General features: G+C 58.5%; 17 protein-coding genes. 11 read left to right on the top strand and 6 right to left on the bottom strand.

All coding sequences use genetic code 11. The annotated features are described in order from the left end of the window. Positions 1–48 precede the first annotated feature (48 nt). Positions 49–1,725, top strand: a complete 1,677-nt coding sequence (gene panP / locus QPL94_RS04580) for a pyridoxal-dependent aspartate 1-decarboxylase PanP (RefSeq protein WP_285355822.1) — start codon at positions 49–51, stop codon at positions 1,723–1,725. 157 nt (positions 1,726–1,882) lie between these two features. Here the strand turns inward: panP and QPL94_RS04575 are convergent, their stop codons facing one another. Continuing rightward, entirely contained in the window at positions 1,883–2,149 is a 267-nt protein-coding gene (locus QPL94_RS04575; protein WP_137436195.1) for a hypothetical protein, read from the bottom strand. Positions 2,150–2,252: 103 nt separating this feature from the next. Further along, positions 2,253–3,812, bottom strand: coding sequence for an inorganic phosphate transporter (locus QPL94_RS04570; RefSeq protein WP_285355821.1), 1,560 nt, complete (start codon positions 3,810–3,812; stop codon positions 2,253–2,255). Positions 3,813–4,020: 208 nt separating this feature from the next. Here QPL94_RS04570 and QPL94_RS04565 point away from each other — a divergent pair, with 208 nt between their 5' ends. The 3 genes from QPL94_RS04565 to QPL94_RS04555 all read left to right on the top strand — a co-directional run bounded on the left by QPL94_RS04565 (position 4,021) and on the right by QPL94_RS04555 (position 8,304). Beyond that, on the top strand, positions 4,021–5,127 hold the full coding sequence (locus tag QPL94_RS04565; RefSeq protein ID WP_285355820.1) for a GGDEF domain-containing protein: 1,107 nt from the start codon (positions 4,021–4,023) through the stop codon (positions 5,125–5,127). A 55-nt stretch (positions 5,128–5,182) separates the two neighbouring features. Then, the gene (locus QPL94_RS04560) at positions 5,183–5,650 is read left to right on the top strand and encodes a flavodoxin (RefSeq protein ID WP_285355819.1); all 468 of its coding nucleotides are present in this window, start codon (positions 5,183–5,185) and stop codon (positions 5,648–5,650) included. Positions 5,651–5,730: 80 nt separating this feature from the next. Then, complete coding sequence (locus QPL94_RS04555) at positions 5,731–8,304, top strand: EAL domain-containing protein (protein WP_350310605.1); 2,574 nt, start codon at positions 5,731–5,733, stop codon at positions 8,302–8,304. Here the strand turns inward: QPL94_RS04555 and tesB are convergent. The 3 genes from tesB to QPL94_RS04540 form a co-directional block, all read right to left on the bottom strand. Then, the gene (gene tesB / locus QPL94_RS04550) at positions 8,301–9,158 is read right to left on the bottom strand and encodes an acyl-CoA thioesterase II (RefSeq protein WP_285355817.1); all 858 of its coding nucleotides are present in this window, start codon (positions 9,156–9,158) and stop codon (positions 8,301–8,303) included. The genes QPL94_RS04555 and tesB overlap by 4 nt on opposite strands. 80 nt (positions 9,159–9,238) lie before the next feature. Beyond that, positions 9,239–10,393: an NAD(P)/FAD-dependent oxidoreductase gene (locus QPL94_RS04545; RefSeq protein ID WP_285355816.1), complete on the bottom strand. Its 1,155-nt coding sequence runs from the start codon at positions 10,391–10,393 to the stop codon at positions 9,239–9,241. Between the two features lie 37 nt (positions 10,394–10,430). Beyond that, on the bottom strand, positions 10,431–10,598 hold the full coding sequence (locus tag QPL94_RS04540; RefSeq protein ID WP_135803992.1) for a rubredoxin: 168 nt from the start codon (positions 10,596–10,598) through the stop codon (positions 10,431–10,433). Between the two features lie 264 nt (positions 10,599–10,862). Here QPL94_RS04540 and QPL94_RS04535 point away from each other — a divergent pair, with 264 nt between their 5' ends. From QPL94_RS04535 to phoR, 5 genes are all read left to right on the top strand, one after another. Next, complete coding sequence (locus QPL94_RS04535; protein ID WP_137436202.1) at positions 10,863–11,420, top strand: hypoxanthine-guanine phosphoribosyltransferase; 558 nt, start codon at positions 10,863–10,865, stop codon at positions 11,418–11,420. After that, positions 11,401–11,961 (top strand): chorismate--pyruvate lyase family protein, encoded by a 561-nt coding sequence (locus QPL94_RS04530; RefSeq protein WP_285355814.1) that lies wholly within the window; start codon positions 11,401–11,403, stop codon positions 11,959–11,961. The genes QPL94_RS04535 and QPL94_RS04530 overlap by 20 nt, the downstream gene beginning before the upstream one ends. Before the next feature lie 83 nt (positions 11,962–12,044). Then, a complete protein-coding gene (gene ubiA, locus QPL94_RS04525; RefSeq protein ID WP_285355812.1) occupies positions 12,045–12,932 on the top strand; it encodes a 4-hydroxybenzoate octaprenyltransferase in 888 nt (295 codons plus the stop codon). 101 nt (positions 12,933–13,033) lie between these two features. Beyond that, on the top strand, positions 13,034–13,726 hold the full coding sequence (phoB, locus tag QPL94_RS04520) for a phosphate regulon transcriptional regulator PhoB (RefSeq protein WP_137436205.1): 693 nt from the start codon (positions 13,034–13,036) through the stop codon (positions 13,724–13,726). A gap of 56 nt (positions 13,727–13,782) precedes the next feature. Next, the gene (gene phoR / locus QPL94_RS04515; protein WP_285355810.1) at positions 13,783–15,099 is read left to right on the top strand and encodes a phosphate regulon sensor histidine kinase PhoR; all 1,317 of its coding nucleotides are present in this window, start codon (positions 13,783–13,785) and stop codon (positions 15,097–15,099) included. 5 nt (positions 15,100–15,104) lie between these two features. Here the strand turns inward: phoR and QPL94_RS04510 are convergent, their stop codons facing one another. Next, positions 15,105–15,956 (bottom strand): response regulator, encoded by an 852-nt coding sequence (locus tag QPL94_RS04510; protein ID WP_285355808.1) that lies wholly within the window; start codon positions 15,954–15,956, stop codon positions 15,105–15,107. Positions 15,957–16,260: 304 nt separating this feature from the next. Between QPL94_RS04510 and QPL94_RS04505 the strand changes: the two genes are divergently transcribed. Both QPL94_RS04505 and QPL94_RS04500 read left to right on the top strand, forming a co-directional pair. Continuing rightward, complete coding sequence (locus QPL94_RS04505) at positions 16,261–17,412, top strand: lytic murein transglycosylase (protein ID WP_502881535.1); 1,152 nt, start codon at positions 16,261–16,263, stop codon at positions 17,410–17,412. A gap of 16 nt (positions 17,413–17,428) precedes the next feature. Continuing rightward, positions 17,429–18,460, top strand: coding sequence for a metal-dependent hydrolase (locus QPL94_RS04500; protein WP_285355806.1), 1,032 nt, complete (start codon positions 17,429–17,431; stop codon positions 18,458–18,460).

Here is an 18,460-nt window from a genome sequence, read left to right as displayed (position 1 = left end):
ACGCCCGGGACAGGCTTTGCGAATGACCACTGAAAGTGTGTGGCACCTATGACCGGAAAGAAGAAATCCGCCCAGGCCTCGGTAGAGGCAATGTATCGTGTATTCACCGTGCCCGAGGCACCGGAATCCACCCTGAGCCGGATTGACCAGAACATATCCCGTAACCTTGCCGGATTCCTGCAGGAACACATCGTTGCGGTCGAACGGGATCTTTCCGACGTTGAGAAAGATTTCTCGGACTACGCCATTCCCGAAAAACCCATTTTCGTCTCGGAGCAGGCCCAGTTCCTGCTCGACAAGCTGGTGGCCAACTCCGTACACACCGCTTCCCCCAGCTTTATCGGCCATATGACATCGGCGCTGCCCTACTTCATGCTGCCGCTGTCCAAGATCATGATTGCCCTCAACCAGAACCTGGTCAAAACCGAAACCTCCAAGGCCTTCACCCCCATGGAGCGCCAGGTGCTGGGCATGATCCACCGGCTGGTCTACGAACAGGATGGCGCCTTCTACCGCAAGTGGATGCACGATCCCCGTTATGCCCTGGGTGCCATGTGCTCAGGCGGCACTGTCGCCAACCTCACGGCACTCTGGGTGGCACGCAACAACGCCTTCCCCGCCGAAGGCAGCTTCCGTGGCATTCACCAGGAAGGGCTGTTCCGCGCCCTGCGTTATTACGGCTGCGAAGGGGCAGCCATACTGGTCTCCCGCCGTGGCCACTATTCCCTGCGTAAAGCCGCCGATGTACTGGGCCTGGGCCGCGACTTCCTGGTGCCCGTCGACACCGATGACGACAACCGCATCAACACCGACGCCCTGCGGGAAAAATGCCTGGAACTGCACCGCCAGAAAATCCGGGTAATGGCCATTTGCGGTATTGCCGGCACCACCGAAACCGGCAACGTCGACCCCCTGGACGCCATGGCAGACATCGCCCGGGAATTTGGCGCCCACTTCCACGTCGACGCCGCCTGGGGCGGACCAACCCTGTTCTCCCGCACTCACCGGCACCTGATGAGGGGCATCGAAAAGGCGGATTCGGTCACCTTCGACGCCCATAAACAGCTCTACGTGCCCATGGGCGCAGGCCTGGTAGTATTCCGTGACCCGGGCCTGGCAAGCGCCGTTGAGCACCACGCCCAGTACATTATCCGCAAGGGCTCGAGGGATCTGGGCAGCACCACCCTGGAAGGCTCAAGGCCCGGCATGTCCATGCTGATCCAGTCAGGATTAAGAATTCTGGCGCGGGAAGGCTATGAAATCCTTATCGACCAGGGCATCGACAAGGCCAAAACCTTCGCGGAAATGATCAATGCAGAGTCGGATTTCGAACTGATCACCAGGCCGGAACTCAATATCCTGACTTACCGCTATTGCCCGGAGAAGGTACAACAAGCGCTCTCTGTGGCTGACCCCCTGCAGGTCGAACGGCTGAACACGTCCCTGAACCGCATTACCAAGTTCCTGCAGAAAACCCAGCGTGAACGGGGCAAGGCGTTTGTCTCCCGGACCCGCCTGGAACCGTCACGTTACTTCAACTTCCCGTGTATCGTTTTCCGGGTAGTGCTGGCCAATCCGTTAACCACGAAGGAAATCCTGGCAGACATTCTGAAGGAACAACGAGAATTGTCAGCAGATGAGGGAATTCAGGACGAAATAGAAATTCTGGATCAGATGGCGGACGCGGTACTTAAACTGCATGAGACTGGAGCCCAGCAGGCCTGATTTCACCTTGCCTAGTCAGAAACCGCGAGGGTCGGGGGCACTCTTCCAAAACACGCTGTGAATACGTCCCTGTACGCTCGGCTCCGCCATCCATGGCTCCGCACGGTTTTGGAAGAGTGCCCCCGACCCCCGCTCAGTGCAAGCCTAGGCTCAAGACCTAGTAAAGCGCCTCTTCATCATCAAGCACTTCGTCCAGAATCTCTAAAAACATATGGTCCGCGCTGCTCCAATTCTCCGGAATGCGGATGGTGGTGTTGGCGCTTATTTCCCGGGCGATGAGCTCGTTGGCATTGGGCTCATTGCGGTACTTACGCGCAATTTCCACCGATTTTACGGCGATCGTAGGATCACTGAGGACCTTCTTGATAAACACCCTGAGCTCGCCAATGACCTTTGACTGACGGCTTTCTTCTGCTGAACTCATGACTCAATCCCCGGACAGGTTGGCAATAATGGAGGGGGCAAACGCCCCCGTATAAAGAATAGTATGGGCCAAACCGGCAGCTGACAACCAGCGCGGGTGATCCTTACATCAGGAAACCGCGCAGGGTGAAGAACAGAATGGCTGCCAGGCATGCAGACACAGGAACGGTGATGATCCAGGCGGCGATGATCCGGGTCAGGTGAGAACGCTTGACCATCTCCTCGCGGTAGATCTTCTTCAGGCGCTTACGCTCTTTCTTGGACAGGGGGACCTGCTTCTTCTGCTTGGCCTGCTTGAGCAGGTTTTCCATTTCCTCAACCGAGGCATTGCGGAAGTCCTCAAGGAACGGACGCAGACGCTCGCGTTCCTCTTCCTCATGGCTGTCCATGATGTTGTGGAGCTGGGTTGCGTAGTTGGACTTCAGGTATTCCCGGAGGAAGCCCACGCCAAACACGCCACCTACGGCAATGTGGGTTGAACTGACGGGCAGCCCCAGCTGTGAGGCAATGATGACCGTCAGCGCCGCTGACAGGGCAATACAGAAGGCCCGGGTTTTATCCAGCTCGGTAATTTCGCTGCCAACGGTCTTGATCAGCCGCGGCCCGAACAGCATCAGGCCCACCGCCAGACCGACGGCACCCACCAGCATCACCCAGAGAGGAATGGCAGCAGAAGTGACCACTGCTTCGGAAGAAAGCGCATCGTTGATCGCAGCCAGTGGGCCGATGGCGTTGGCCACGTCATTGGCACCGTGGGCAAAGCTGAGCAGTGCCGCAGCAAAAATCATGGGCCAGACAAAAAGCTCGTTCACGCCGGCAGAGCTGTTTTCCATGGTGGCTGCGCGGCGCCCGACCAGAACCCTCATGGCGATGAAAACAACGATCGCCAGTCCAAGTCCCACCAGGGAGGCACCCAGGAAGTCGACGCTGACAATCTTCTTGACCCCTTTGACCATCAGGTAGGTACCGAACGCCCACGCCATGATGGCCACCAGCCAGGGTACGAAGGTTCGGGCGGCTGGTACGACGTCCTGCCGGTAAAGCACGGTCTTCTTGATGGCATACAGGAACAGAGCCGCCAGCACGCCGCCCATCACTGGAGAAATCACCCAGCTCGCGACAATCTTGCTCATCACGGCCCAGTCAGCAATGCCCCAGCCGCCAGCTGCGACACCAGCACCCAGAACGCCACCGACGATGGAATGGGTAGTGGAGACCGGTGCACCCATCCATGTGGCCAGGTTGAGCCAAAGGGCACCGGCCAGCAGTGCCGCTGTCATCAGCCAGACAAAGGTGCTCACATCCTCCAGCCGGTCAGCGGCAATAATGCCACCCTTGATGGTGGAAACCACGTCACCGCCAGCAATAATGGCACCGGCAGCCTCGAACACAGCGGCAATAACAACCGCGCCCCCCAGGGACAGTGCCCCCGAGCCTACAGCGGGCCCGACATTGTTAGCCACGTCGTTGGCGCCAATATTGATGGCCATATAACCGCCAATGACCGCTGCCGCCATCAACAGCATGCTGTTGGGCATACCACTGCTGATCTGGCCTACCGCAAGGAAGACAACGAACAGGAACAGGAAACTGATGCCAACGCGATAGCGCTCAGTGGAGGGGCTGGTCAGGAGATTATCAAGGTATCCGTTTTTGCTCGCCATAACACATCAGGTCTCGCAACAGGGAACACGGGGGCGCTGTGATTCAGCATTTGTACGGCGGCAACTATAAATTTTTTGCCATAAAAATGAAACTAAACCGTCATAATCTCGATTGCTTGACCCAAGTCGCTGTACAGATTGCCACTTTTGACTAATCTGACGCCTAATTGTGCAGATAGCGCACATCACCAAAAACAACAAGAGCGCCATGACCCGACTCCCGGATCCGAGCCAGACGATCGCCGACGAAAGTGAAGAAGAGCGGATTTCCCGCCTGCTGACTGGCCTTTCGGCCATGGCTATCCTGTTCCTGTTGGGGATTGGCGCCAAGGCCTGGTTCGCAACCCATACCACCCACGCCGGTGCTCTGGCTTTTTTTGCATCACTGGTGGCACTGAACATGCTGGTCTTCGCCCGCACCGGCCATCGCCAGCGGCAGAAAGGCGGCATGATATTCATCGTGGGGCTGCTGTTCGGATACCTGATTGTCACGGGTGGAGAGAGCAACACCGGACCGCTCTGGTTCTATGTCTTCCCGCCCTTGCTGTTCTACCTCACCGACCTGAAGACCGGGACTGCGGTGCTGCTGTTCTGCTGCCTGCTGGCGGTGGTGGTATTCCAGTTTCCGCAACTGCCATTGGTCACCGCGGAATACACCACCGACTTCAAGATTCGCTTCTTCGCCACGCTGACGTTCGAATCCATTTTCTGTTATGTGCTGGAAGCCAGCCGGCTGAAGGCCCGCAATGAACTGATGGACCTGGCCCGGGCCCACGCCTACGCTGCCCAAACCGACGAACTGACGGGCTTGTCCAACCGCAGGGAGATGCAACATCGTTTGAACGCGGAATACTCCCGGTATCAGCGCTCAGGCCACCACTTTTCGATCGTCCTTATAGACCTGGACCTGTTCAAACACGTTAACGACGATCACGGCCATGACGCTGGTGACGAGGTCCTTCGCAAATTCTCGGAACTTATGCAGGCTGTTATCCGACAGACTGACGTGGCGGCGCGCTGGGGTGGCGAGGAATTCCTGATCCTGCTGCCCGACACATCTCTACTCCAGGCTCTGACCCTCGCCGAGCGTTTACGTTTCGAAGTAGCCAACACCGAGTTCACTTTTGCCGGAAAGCGCCTTCCTATTACCATCAGTGCCGGTATCTGCTCCATTGCCAAGGCCGGCTCCGTGAACGAACTACTGAAACAGGCCGACATCCATCTATACAACGCCAAGGAAGACGGCCGCAACCGCATTGCCCCGCGGGTACGCACCACCTCCAACGGGCAGACTCCACCCGGCGCCCGTGCTTGAGGCACAGGCACGCACTCGCTATGATCGTGCCGCAATTCAACGAACAGGACGAGTTATGGCATCAATCCGGATTCTGGTTGGCAGCGTCTACGGTGGCGCATTACTGACCGCGCGCGCACTGAAAAAAGACCTGGAACAGCAAGGGCACCAGATTACTGTCCTGGAAGATCCGCAGCTGGAGGATATATCCGGAAACACCGATCCAGTGTTGATCTGTACATCCACCACGGGACAGGGCGAGGTTCCGCCAAACCTGCTGCCATTCTACCTGAGGCTCCGCGAGGAGCTGCCCCAGCAGCCGGGGCGTCCTTTCGGTCTCATCGTACTGGGTGACAGCTCGTACGGGGATACGTTCTGCGGTGCCGGCGAGCTGATGGAAGAAGCCTTTTACGAAACCTCGGCGCGAAAAGTCGGTGACACGCTGCGGATCGACGCCCTGGAAACCACGGAACCGGAAGTGGAAGCGGGGCCCTGGGCACGACAGTGGGTGGAAAACCTGGAAAGTACGTTGTGCGGGAACTGAAAAACCCGTTGTTTCTCCCTTGAGCACACCAGTGGTTGAAGCCATACTGACCTGGACAATCACAACACGATTGGAACTACGTGCGCCATATTGCTCAGATTTTCGCCCTTGTGGGCGCATTGATCATCATGGCTTTCGGAACCCAGGCGACCCCCCCGGAATCCGGGTTTGCAGAGCCGGATATGGACTACATCCGGGTGACTCCTTCAGAAGAGTTGGATCTCAGGGAAGCACTTGCTTCCGATAGCTGGCAGTCACTGGAAGGCGAAAGTCCGAACTTCGGCTACATCCGCGATACCGTGTGGCTCCGTATTCCTGTACCGGCAATGCCGACTCAACTTGGCAGCCGGCAGCTGCTTGAAATACGCTACCCGCAACTGGACCAGATTACCTTCTACCTCCTCGAAAACGGCGTTATCCGCCAGCGCATTCTGACCGGCGATCATTACCCGTTTGACCAGCGCCCGATAAAGCACCGCAACTTCCTGTTTGCATTCGACGTCGATCCGGACAGCGACTACCAGATACTTCTGAGGGTGCGAACCCAGGGGGCGATGCAGATACCTGTACGGCTATGGAATCCCGCCGCTTTTTTTGAGGCGGCTTCGGTCGAGGATCAGATGCACGCGATTTATTACGGCATCCTGATCATGGTGATCTTCTTCAACCTGTTCATCTTCCTGGCCCTCCGCGAGCGCATGTATTTGCTGTATGTGCTTTCCACCCTGGGGTATCTGTTGCTGGTCGGTAGCCTGAACGGCAGCACCTACCAGTTACTCTGGCCAGGGCTGCCCTGGCTTCACAACCAGGCGATGATGCTGACGGTACCGGTTGCCCTGATCTTCACCCTGCTGTTCTCCCGTGCGTTTCTTGACCTCAAGTCCACCAGCCCGAAAATGGACAAGCTGGTCTGGTATACCGTGATCATCAATCTGGCGGTTGCCGTGGTCACCTTCATTACCGACTACAGCATTGCCAGCCGACTCACCGTGGCCCTGGCCATTCCCAGCTGTCTTCTGTTGACCGTGATTGGCCCGCTGCAATGGATCCGGGGAAACCCCCAGGCCAGCTATTACACCATTGCATGGGTACTGCTGACGGTGGGCAGCGCAATGACCGCAGCCAATAAGTACGGGCTTATACCCACCAATTTTGTAACGGTTTACGGCATGGAAATCGGCTCGGCCCTGGAAGCCATCCTGTTGACCATTGCCCTCGCCGCCAGGCTTTACCAGGAGCGGGAAGACAAGGTACGGGCACGGGAAGCGGAAATTGCAGCCATGGCGGCAAGGCGGTCGGCAGAATTGCGGCTGATCGATCAGGCGTTGCACAACCCACTGACCGGATTGCCCAATCGCGCCTGCCTGGAAATGATAATCAATGAGCTGATAACCCGTGAAGCGGGCAAACGGTTTTCCATATCGGTGATCCATCTCACCAATCTTCCGTCCATCACCAAAACCCTGGGACACCGCAATACCGATCGCCTGATCGAGCTGGCCGCCCGACGTTTCAACAGCATCGTGGCAGAACTGCCCGGCATCTGCCCGGTGGAGACCACAGAACAACAGTCGTTCTATCTCGCCTCGCTGGAATCGTCCACCTTTGGTTTTGTGGTAGAGACCGACCTGTTGGCAGAGGTTCCACGGGCCGTGGCCCATGCCCTGCAGGAACTCCGCGAACCGCTGGATTACCTGGGCATGCAACTGCCCCTGGACCCGCGCACCGGCACAGCCATCTGCCCTGATCACGCCACAGATGCCAACACATTGATCCGTCGGGCCTTCATTGCCCAGGGTTCGGAAGATGCCAGAGACCGGGGCCTGGCCTTTTACCACCCAGCGAGGGATTCCTACAGTGCCGACCGCCTGACACTGGCTTCTGACCTGAGGCACGCCCTGAAGAACGACAGGCTTGCACTCTATCTGCAGCCAAAGCTGTTACTGAAAACCGGGGAGGTGGTCGGGCTTGAGGCACTGATTCGTTGGCCGGATCATAAAAATCCGGTTCCCGCAGATGAAATCATTGCCCTGGCGGAACAGACAGGACTGATCAAACCGCTGACGCGCTGGGTGCTGGAAGAATCGCTGGCGGTGAGAAGCCGGCTGCTTGAACAGGGCTACACGCTCGGCCTGTCGGTAAACATCTCGCCCAACAACCTGAGGGAAAAAGACTTTCCGCTGTTTGTGCAACGCTTGATGAGCAGTTACCACTCCCACCATGGCGCCATTACCCTGGAGGTTACGGAAACCTCCATGATGCAGGACCCGGTCAACTCCCTGGCGGCACTCAAATCATTGCACGCCACCGGCATTCCCCTGTCCATTGACGACTTCGGCTCCGGTTACTCGTCGCTGTCCTATATCAAGCAGTTGCCTGCCAGCGAAATCAAGATCGACCGGTCCCTGGTCACTGATCTGGCCACTGAAGCCGGTGACCGTGTCATTGTCAAAACCACCATCGAAATGTGTCACAGCCTTGGCTACAGCGTGGTTGCCGAAGGTGTGGAAAAGCAGGAAACACTGGAACTGCTGGAGCAAATCGGCTGCGATATGATTCAGGGTTACTTCCTGACTCCGCCGCTGCCATTCGACGACATGACCGCATGGCTGGATGAACGGGCCCGCCAGGGCAAAAGCCGCAAGATCGGCTAGCCCCGGTGGCGAATCAACGCTTCCTGTGTTGTTGACGCCACCAGCCTTCCCTGCTGGTCAAAGAAATTGCCACGATTGAAGCCGCGCCCGCCGGACGCACTGGGGCTGTCCTTGTCGTACAGCAGCCAATCGTCCATGCGGAACTCACGATGGAACCAGATGGAATGGTCCAGGCTGGCTATCTGCATCTTCTTGCTCATGAAAGTCACACCATGGGGATTCAGTGCGGTTCCCAGGAACGAGAAGTCCGAGGCGTAGGTCAGCAGGCACCGGTGCAGTACCGGGTCGTCTGGCAGATGCCCCTGGGTGCGGAACCAGCTTTGTTTATAGGGAGGGCGGGGCTCCGGCTTTAACGGGTTGACCGGATCCACCGGCCGGATTTCGATGGGGCGATCCCGGACCAGGGTATCTCGCAGGTGCTCCGGCACGTGGGGCGCAAGCATCTTGCCATAGTCCTGTTCTGACTTGAGGCTGTCAGGATCCGGGGCAGACGGCATGTCCAACTGATGCTCGAAACCCTCCTCGGCGACCTGAAACGACATGGAACCGGTCAGGATCTCCTTGCCATCCTGGCGCGCAATCACCCGGCGGACGGAAAAACTGCCGCCGTCACGAACCCGCTGGACTTCATAGTCGATGGGCATGCTGTGATTGCCCGGCCGCAGGAAGTAGGCATGCAGGGAATGGGGCAGACGCCCTTCCACAGTGCGGCTGGCGGCCATCAGTGCCTGGCCCAGGACCTGGCCACCAAACACATTGGGAAAGCCAAGATCTTCGCTGTCACCCTGGAAGTGGTCGTCACCCATCGGGGAAAGATCCAGCAGATCCACCAGTTTTCTGGTTACTTCCAGCATGCCCGCTCCTGTCAATTTAGTTAGCTCACGAATCACTTTCTACCGCAAGCCGGCGATTTTCGCAATCCCGATGCCATTGATCAATTGTGGATTGGTGGCACTTCTTTTGACAGGGCCTGTTTCTCCATGGCGTAACGGCCAGTGACGGCAAACCCGAGGACTTCGCCGGAATCACTCTTGAACAGGGCCCGGACATCCTGGCCGTCTGCATCCACATCCCAGTTGCCCGAGGCATCGGGTGGTGGCGGACAGACCGCTGTCGGGCAACAGGGTGTCTTGATCATCACCGGCATGGTGCCGTACTTCACTTCGGTTCTTTCACCCGCCAGGGTTTTCGCCAGCGCACGGGCACAGGCCATCAACGGCATCACATAGAGCAACACGTGGCCGTCCACCTCCGCGCAGTCACCCAGGGCATAGATATCCGCTGCGGATGTTTCCAGGGCACGGTTCACCATAATTCCCCGGTTGGTGTCCAGGCCGGCTGCAGCAGCAAGCTCTGTACGGGGCCTCAGCCCTACGGCGGAAATCACCAGATCCGCATCCAGCGTTTCGCCATTGGCCAGCGTCAGGTTCACGCCATTACCCCTGGCAGCAATATGTTCCACCACCGTTTCCAGGTGAAACCGGACACCGAGCTTTTCAAGACTGCTGCGCACCGCTTCTGCGGCGGGCAGTGGCAACAGCCCCGGCATTACGGTATCGGAGGGGGCGATCACGTCCACCTCGTAGTCACCATTGCGCAGGTCATTGGCGAACTCACAGCCGATCAGGCCGGCACCCATGATGGCTACCCGTTTTTTACCCTGCAGGGCATTGCGAAAGGCGCGGTAGTCCACCAGATCGTTAATCGAGTACACGTGTTCCTGGCCATCGCCAGCAATGGACAGACGAATCACATCAGCACCCCAGGCCAGCACCAGCTTGCTGTAAACCAGCCGTTCATCCCCCAGCACCAGTTCATGGGCGTGCGGATCAATACCGGTAACAGTCGTGTAGGTGCGTAGCTCCAGGTTCAGTTGCTCGACCATGGCGTCGGCGGATGCCTGGGCCAGCTCATCGGCCTCCTTGCCCTTGGTAAAGCCGGTAGAGAGCATGGGCTTGGAATAACTGAAGCCGTCATCCGCCGTGACCATGACGATGGGTGTACTTTCGTCCTGTTTACGGATCTCCTTTGCCAGGGTGTAACCCGACAGCCCGGTTCCCACAATCACGATGGGTGCATCTGTGCTCATTACCTGCTCTCCGACTCTGTTTTCCGTACCGGCATCATCAGCCGATTTCGATCATCTCAAAATCTTCCTTACCCACACCGCAGTCAGGGCATTCCCAGTCCTCGGGCACATCTTCCCAGGCGGTTCCGGGCGCGATACCGTCGTCCGGCCAGCCTTCCGCTTCATCGTAAATAAAACCGCACACAACGCATTGCCACTTCTTCATGCCATTCCTCCGAAACTCATCAGGGCGCGATAATAATTGTCAGACAATCATGCACGCAAGTCTTTCTTGTGCCTTTCTGACACTATTCAAACGGTCAACCATCATACCCACCGCTGCCGCATTGACCAATGCCGGTGCCGACGGGCGTTTAACCGCTTTTGTGCCAATAGCCACAAATACCGACCTGCCGCAACCCAAAGGCCCCCTCCCTTCGACGCCCCTCCTCCGGTATAATCCCCCGTTTTACGACAGGACCCGACCTTTATGACCGATACCGTCGCCGAACTTAACCAGGTAATGGCCGAAGCCGACTGCCTGGTAAGCGAGCAGCAGGTTCAGGCTGCCGTTCAGTCCCTCGCGGACACTATTACCGGGCGCCTGAAAGACACCAACCCGCTGCTGTTCTGCGTCATGAACGGCGGCCTGATTCTTACCGGCCAGCTGTTACCGCGGCTGAAGTTTCCGGTACAGGCGGAATACCTCCACGCCACCCGCTACCGTCAGGAAACCACCGGCGGCATACTGGAATGGAAACTGCGGCCCGATGCCGACATGAATGGCCGCACGGTACTGATTGTCGACGATATCCTCGACGAAGGTACGACCCTCTGTGCCATTGCAGATTACTGCCTCGCCCACGGTGCCAAAGAAGTTCTGACGGCGGTGCTGGTGGATAAACAGCACGACCGCAAGGCAAGGCCGGATCTGAAGGCCGATTTCACCGGGCTGGAGGTGGAAGACCGCTTCCTGTTTGGCTACGGAATGGATTATAAAGGCTACTGGCGCAACGCCCCGGGAATTTATGCCGTCAAGGGACTGTAACCCTGTTCGCATTCCCCCAACGGACTGGTACCGCTCGTTTTCGGCTGCCGGGTTGAGACACCCGGCGGTTCATGGTCCCCTTGGCCACTGGCTGAAGCTGGAAGGCTCACTGACCCGTGCACTGCAGCTCAAGTGCCGTGAAAGCTTCCGTGTCGACATTCTCCAGGAAGGCTTTGCCCGCCCTACCCTGGAAGAAGCCCGCACCTTGAGCATCCCGGTGCGCCAGAATGCCTGGGTGCGCGAGGTCTGCCTCAAGGGCGATGACACGCCCTGGGTGCTTGCCCGCACCATCATTCCCCTGGCCACTCTGGCAGGGCGTGGCCGGCGCCTGCGCAACCTGGGCCGCAGACCGCTGGGCGCTTACCTGTTCAGCAACCCGGAATGGCAAAGGGGGCCGTTCGAGACAGGTCTTTGCCACCGCAGCTGCAACGCCCAGCCTTTGGCAGCACGCCGGTCCCGGTTCTTCAGTGGCAGCCACTCACTGCTGGTCGGCGAATACTTCCTGCCCACACTGATCGCCGGTGACCCCGGCACCCCTTAACCCGGGCCCCTTTAATCCAGGCACCACGGCTGGCTATAATCCCCGCTCAGTTCCCCGAACTTCATCCGATACGGACCAAGCCCATGCTGCCCAATGCCGTGCCCGCACATGTTCAGGCCCGCCTGACAGATTACGCCCACCTGTTGCGACTCGATCGCCCGATTGGCAGCCTGCTTCTGCTATGGCCGACCTACTGGGCGCTATGGCTGGCGGCAGACGGCTTTCCCGGCATCGGCAACTTTATCGTGTTCACCCTGGGTGTTTTCCTGATGAGGGCTGCCGGCTGTGCCATCAACGATTTTGCCGACCGCAAGGTGGACCGCCACGTAAAACGCACCAAAGACCGCCCGCTGACCTCCGGCCGGATCCAAGCCTGGGAAGCTGTTGCGCTGTTTACCGGCATTTGCCTGGTGGCCTTCCTGATGGTGCTTCTTTTCACCAACACCTTGACGCTGTACCTCTCCTTCGGCGGCGTGATACTGGCGTTTATTTATCCGTTCATGAAGCGCTACACCCACCTGCCACAGCTGTTTCTCGGTGCCGCCTTCTCCTGGGCCATTCCCATGGCCTGGGCTGCTGAAGCCGGCGAGGTTACCCGCATAGCCTGGCTGCTGTTCACCGCCAACGTGCTCTGGACCGTCGCCTATGACACCCTTTACGCCATGGTCGACCGCGACGACGACAAAAAGATTGGCATCAAGTCCACGGCCATTCTTTTCGGCGAGGCAGACCGGGCGGTTATTGCCATTCTTCAGGCATTGGTGGTGCTGATCCTTATAATGGTAGGCCAGCAGGCCGAGCTGGGTGTTTTCTACTACCTGGGGCTCGTGGCTATGGCCTGCCTATTCGTGTTCCAGCAACACCTTGCCCGTTACCGGGAAAGGGCTGGCTGCTTCAAGGCATTCCTCAACAATAACTGGGCGGGCTTTGCGGTCTTCACTGGCTTACTGCTGGACTTGATCATTCATTAACCCGACAAATTCCGACACAGGCGGATCCTGTCATATACTTGTAACACTACCCGGTTGTAATAAGGCAGCAACAATACAAGGTCTGACACAGGTTAATGCTCATGACTGGAAAAACTGTCCTGATCGTCGATGACGAGGCACCGATCCGCGAGATGATTGCTGTTGCCCTCGAAATGGCCGACTACGACTACCTCGAGGCAGCGGATGCCCGCGAAGCACATGCCCTGATTGTCGATAAACAGCCCGACCTCATCCTGCTGGACTGGATGCTTCCCGGCACCAGCGGTGTTGAACTGGCCCGTCGCCTCAAGAAAGAAGAGGCCACGGCTGAAATCCCCATCATCATGCTCACCGCCAAGGTCGAGGAAGACAACAAGATCCAGGGCCTGGAAGTGGGCGCGGACGATTACATCACCAAGCCTTTCTCGCCCAGGGAGCTGGTAGCCCGGCTCAAGGCAGTGCTGCGCCGTGCTACGCCGCCCGGTGTGGAAACCCCCATTGAAGTGGATGGCCTGACTCTGGACCCGATCGGCCACCGGGTAACAACGGCAACCGCCGAACTGAACATCGGCCCGACTGAATATCGGCTGCTTCAGTTCTTCATGACACACCAGGAACGGGTTTATACTCGCTCCCAACTGTTGGACCAGGTGTGGGGTGGAAACGTCTACGTTGAGGAGCGAACGGTCGATGTGCACATACGCCGCCTGCGCAAAGCCCTAGGCGACCAGTACGATCACCTGATCCAGACAGTACGTGGCACCGGCTACCGGTTCTCTACCAGGGCGGCATAACCACAGCGGCGCCCTCAACCCCGCAAGGGCCCGGAACTGACTCAGGGGCAGCACCAATGCAACATAACTGGTCAAGGTACGTGCGATGGATCATCGCATTCCTGATCGCCTGCACCGCGGTCGGGCTGTTCTTTGGCGAGCCGCTATACGGGCTGACGGTGGGGCTGCTGGCCTACCTCTGGTGGACCCTCGCCCAGGCCAGGCGCCTTTACCACTGGCTCGGCAATCCCGGCGCCAGTGATGAAGCACCGCAGAGCGTTGGCCTCTGGGGCGATATCTTCGACGGCCTCCACAAGCTCCACCAGACTCACCTCCGAACCCAGGACAAACTTCGCGCCCAGATCAACCGGGTCCAGGAATCCACCAACGCCATGCGTGATGGCGTCATCATGACCGACTCGCGGGGCGCCATGGAGTGGTGGAACGGTTCGGCGGAACACCTGCTTGGTTTTCGCCGCAGCTCGGACCAGGGCCAGTTCATCCATAACCTTATCCGCAACCCGGCCTTCAAGGCCTATTTTGATTCCAGGGACTACCGTGAACCTCTGGACCTTAACTCGCCGGCACGGCCCCATATACATTTACAGATACAGATCAGCCTGTTTGGCGAAGACGACCGCCTGATTGTGGCCAAGGACGTTACCCGTCTCTATCAGCTTGAGCAGATGCGGCGTGACTTTGTCGGCAACGTCTCCCACGAAATGCGAACGCCACTGACGGTGATCAGCGGATACCTGGAAACCCTGGTGGACAACGCGGATGATCTGCCGCCCAAATGGCGCCGGGCCATCAATACCATGGCCCAGCAGTCCTCCCGCATGGAAGCACTGATTACCGACCTGATACTGTTGTCAAAGATTGAAACCGGCGAACAGACCATCAGCGATGCAGTGACAGATGTGAAGGGAATGATCAACCAGATCTGCCACGACGCCAGGGCCCTCAGTGGTGAAAAGGGCCACGAGTTCACCGTCAACATCTCGGAACGCCATCTTCTCCGGGGCGACGAAAGCCAGCTGCGAAGCGCCTTCTCCAACCTGATTTTCAATGCGGTAAAATACACCCCGGCGGGTGGACAGATTACCGTTACCTGGAATACGGATCGTGAAGGCGCGCACCTGTCAGTGAAAGATACCGGGATCGGTATTGATCCGGTCCACATCCCGCGGCTCACCGAGCGTTTCTACCGCGCCGACCCGAGCCGGCACAAGGAAACCGGCGGTACAGGCCTGGGACTGGCAATCGTAAAGCATGTTCTGCTGAACCATGACGGCAAGCTGGACATACGCAGCCGTATTGGCGATGGCAGCGAGTTCATCTGCCACTTTCCGCGGGAGCGACTGGCGGAACAGCTCCCTGAAACCGCCTCCTGAGGGCACTAGCCTCCGCTTCGAAAGCGGGCAATAAAACGGGAAAGGTCCTCCAGTTTCTGGGGATCTTCGTCAACGAAGCGAATCGTTACACTGACAAAATCCGTGTCCTGCCGCTTTTCAACGGCCTGCAACTGGTGAACGTAGCCGTTTAACCGTGCCACCTGGTCCTCCGCCACCTCGATATCCACCACTGCCTGATCAAGGATGCCCGGAAACTGCTGGTCCCGCCTGGCGATGACCCGGACTTCGGTGAGAGTAATATCCTTGACCACCGAACGCAGCGTGCTGTCTGCAAAGCGCACCGAAGCCACACTCATCGCTGGCCTGCCTGAAGCAGCTGGCCCGGCGGGTGGTTTGCCCGGAGCAGGCGACGCCGGTGCCGCCGGTTCCCGTTTCTGCGTCAACAGGGTGGCAGACTCCTTGAAGGCATCGGCGGGGCCGCCCATGGACTTGCCACTGCGGTCCATGGCGTCCTTGAGCCGCCGGCCCATAACCTTGATGATCTTGTTGCTCAGCCCTTCGGGGCTGAAGGGTTTGCCCAGGTACTCGGACACCCCGCCCTTGACGGCTTCCACCACATGATCCTTGTCGCCTCGACTGGTAATCATGATAAACGGTACTTTCTCGTACTGGGGCTGCTGGCGCATCCATTGCAACAGCTCCAGGCCCGACATCTCCGGCATCTCCCAGTCACACAGGATCAGGTCGAACACCGTTCTCGACATCAAGGACTGGGCCCTGCGACCGTTCTGGGCGTCGGTGGTTTCGATGACCGGGAAGCGCTGGCGTACTGTCCGCTTGACCAGATCCCTGACAAAACTGGCATCATCCACCACCAGCGCCTTCAGTGCTGCCATGATTCGGACCTTTTCATTCAGAAATTTGTTGGTTATCAGCCCAAACTATAGAACAAGCCGTAACCCGGGAATAGCCGGGCTACAAAAAGACGACACACGGATGGCCGCAGGAAACCCCAGGTTAAAGAATTGTCACCGAAAGCGGCCAACAACGGTATTTAAGGGTAGTGAAAACAGGCTACCATGAGCCTGAAACATCCACTCCAGACCGAGGTTCAGCGTGCCGATCATTTTCACAGGGACTTTTGCAGGCAAACGGACGATTCGCCATCTGTCACTGGCAGGGGCGTTGGCATTGGGAAGCTTGCCCGGCATCGCCTACAGCGATGCTGCAGAAGACTTCCCCCTGTGCATCGAAAGGCTGGAAGGCCAGGCGATTGAGGCTGGTGTGTCATCGCAGACCGCCAAAAACGTGCTGGCCAGTGCCGAGTACCTGGAGCGGGTTATCGAGCTGGACCGGCGCCAGCCGGAATTCACCACCACCTTTGCCGACTACCTGAACCGCCGGGTCAATGACCAGCGCGTCAGCAAGGGGCGGGAGCTGCTTCAGGAGCACCGGGAACTGCTCGACCGTGTCACCCGTGAAACCGGTGTACCTGCCCCCTACCTGGTGTCCTTCTGGGGCCTGGAAACCAACTTTGGTGCTTATTTTGGCAAGATGCCGGTACCCAGTTCCCTGGCCACGCTGGCCTGTGACCCGCGCCGCAGTAATTTCTTTACCGAGCAGTTGATCGCAGCACTGCGTATCATTGACGAGGGCGCGATACCCGCCGAACAGATGGAAGGCTCCTGGGCGGGAGCCATGGGCCACGTCCAGTTCATGCCCACCGTCTTCCTCCGTCACGCCGTGGATGGTGACGGGGATGGCAAGCGGGACCTCTGGAACAGTCTGCCGGATGCCATGATGTCCGCCGGTAACTTCCTGGAAGACCTTGGCTGGAACGGCGACTACCGTTGGGGGCGGGAGGTCTTGCTGCCAGAAAACTTCGATTATGAACTGGCAGATGGCCGCAAACTTGCACTCGAGGAATGGCGAAAACTGGGCGTCACCGACGCTTTCGGCAATGCCCTGGCCAATGAGCCCATCAAGGCCTCTGTGGTCGTTCCCTCCGGCCACCGCGGACCAGCCTTCCTGGCCTACCACAACTTTGGCGTGATCATGGGCTGGAATCGCTCTGAATTCTATGCCATTGCCGTGGGACACCTGGCAGACCGTATTGCCGGTGCCGGAGAACTGCAGAATCCGCCCCCGGAAGATCTGCCGGCCTTGTCCCGGGACAACATTCTGGCTATCCAGGAGGCACTGAATGAAAAGGGCTTCGACACCGGCGAACCGGACGGTATCATGGGCCCTGATACCCGCTCTGCCATTCGAACCTATCAGGCCAAAAATGGCCTTGTGGCCGATGGGTATCCTGGCGATGCGGTTCTGGAATCGCTTGGCGTAGTGCTCTGACAAGGCTTCAATACCGATGGACTCGATAACCCAGGCTGCACTGGGCGCCTCGCTCGCCGGCGCGGTTGCCGGCAAAACCCTTGGCCGCTCGGCACTGCTGATTGGCGCGGCCCTCGGCACCCTGCCGGACCTGGATGTGGTTATCGATTACGGCACCGCCGTGGCCAACTTTACCCAGCACCGGGGCTTCAGCCACTCCCTGTTTATCCTGTTTCCATTGTCGTTTCTTATTGCCTGGGCACTGCACCGCTGGCGCCCGGTTCTCAGTTACAGGCGCTGGCTCGCGGTCACAGCCCTGATATTGCTGACACACCCCTTGCTGGACGCTTTCACCACCTACGGCACCCAGTTGTTCTGGCCCTTCGGCCCGCCGATTGCGATCAGCAGTATCTTTATTATCGACCCCCTCTACACCTTGCCCTTGCTGGCGGGGATCTTGGCGTTCCTGTTCCGTGGGCCGGATACCAGGGCTGTCATGGCAGGGCTGGTGTTATCGACGCTGTATCTTGGCTGGAGCGTCACCGCCCAGCAGATCATTTCAGACCGCGTGCAGCCCGCCCTGGCACAGGAAGGTCTTCAGGATGCGCCGAGAATGGTTCAGCCCATGCCCTTCAACACCGTATTGTGGCGTGTGACCGTCATGGGTGAGGACCGGCGGGTGGAAATCGTCACCGGGTTTCTGGATGGCGACGGACCGGTCACCCTGGAAAGCTTCCCACGCGATCCGCAACTGGCGGAAGTTGCAGCGACGCTGGCCGAGGGCCGGCGCCTGGAGTGGTTTACGAACGGTTTTCTGCATTACGAAAGAGCCAATGGCAGGCTGACAGCCACGGATATACGCCTCGGCATTCCAGGTGCCCATCCGTTCACGTTCATTCTGGCAACGGACAATGGCGACGGCCTGAAGCCCCTGCCCAGTTCCCGTACGGAACGCCCGGCTGTCGCCGGTGAGCTGCTGGGGCTATTATGGAGCCGGATGACCGGCTCGGCCGAAGTTCTGTGCCTTGCCAGCCTGACCTTGCCACCGCCGGGAGAAGGCTGTACCTGA

It is taken from the genome of Marinobacter sp. SS13-12, from assembly GCF_030227115.1.
Lineage (GTDB): Bacteria > Pseudomonadota > Gammaproteobacteria > Pseudomonadales > Oleiphilaceae > Marinobacter.
The sequence above is the reverse complement of the archived record's forward strand: the minus strand, read 5'-3'. Positions and strand labels throughout refer to the sequence as shown.

Coding starts and splice junctions, on each gene's coding strand:
- panP (WP_285355822.1), top strand. CDS start 49: ATGACCGGAAAGAAGAAATCCGCCCAGGCCTCGGTAGAGGCAATGTAT.
- QPL94_RS04575 (WP_137436195.1), bottom strand. CDS start 2,149: ATGAGTTCAGCAGAAGAAAGCCGTCAGTCAAAGGTCATTGGCGAGCTC.
- QPL94_RS04570 (WP_285355821.1), bottom strand. CDS start 3,812: ATGGCGAGCAAAAACGGATACCTTGATAATCTCCTGACCAGCCCCTCC.
- QPL94_RS04565 (WP_285355820.1), top strand. CDS start 4,021: ATGACCCGACTCCCGGATCCGAGCCAGACGATCGCCGACGAAAGTGAA.
- QPL94_RS04560 (WP_285355819.1), top strand. CDS start 5,183: ATGGCATCAATCCGGATTCTGGTTGGCAGCGTCTACGGTGGCGCATTA.
- tesB (WP_285355817.1), bottom strand. CDS start 9,158: ATGCTGGAAGTAACCAGAAAACTGGTGGATCTGCTGGATCTTTCCCCG.
- QPL94_RS04545 (WP_285355816.1), bottom strand. CDS start 10,393: ATGAGCACAGATGCACCCATCGTGATTGTGGGAACCGGGCTGTCGGGT.
- QPL94_RS04540 (WP_135803992.1), bottom strand. CDS start 10,598: ATGAAGAAGTGGCAATGCGTTGTGTGCGGTTTTATTTACGATGAAGCG.
- QPL94_RS04535 (WP_137436202.1), top strand. CDS start 10,863: ATGACCGATACCGTCGCCGAACTTAACCAGGTAATGGCCGAAGCCGAC.
- QPL94_RS04530 (WP_285355814.1), top strand. CDS start 11,401: ATGCCGTCAAGGGACTGTAACCCTGTTCGCATTCCCCCAACGGACTGG.
- ubiA (WP_285355812.1), top strand. CDS start 12,045: ATGCTGCCCAATGCCGTGCCCGCACATGTTCAGGCCCGCCTGACAGAT.
- phoB (WP_137436205.1), top strand. CDS start 13,034: ATGACTGGAAAAACTGTCCTGATCGTCGATGACGAGGCACCGATCCGC.
- phoR (WP_285355810.1), top strand. CDS start 13,783: ATGCAACATAACTGGTCAAGGTACGTGCGATGGATCATCGCATTCCTG.
- QPL94_RS04510 (WP_285355808.1), bottom strand. CDS start 15,956: ATGGCAGCACTGAAGGCGCTGGTGGTGGATGATGCCAGTTTTGTCAGG.
- QPL94_RS04500 (WP_285355806.1), top strand. CDS start 17,429: ATGGACTCGATAACCCAGGCTGCACTGGGCGCCTCGCTCGCCGGCGCG.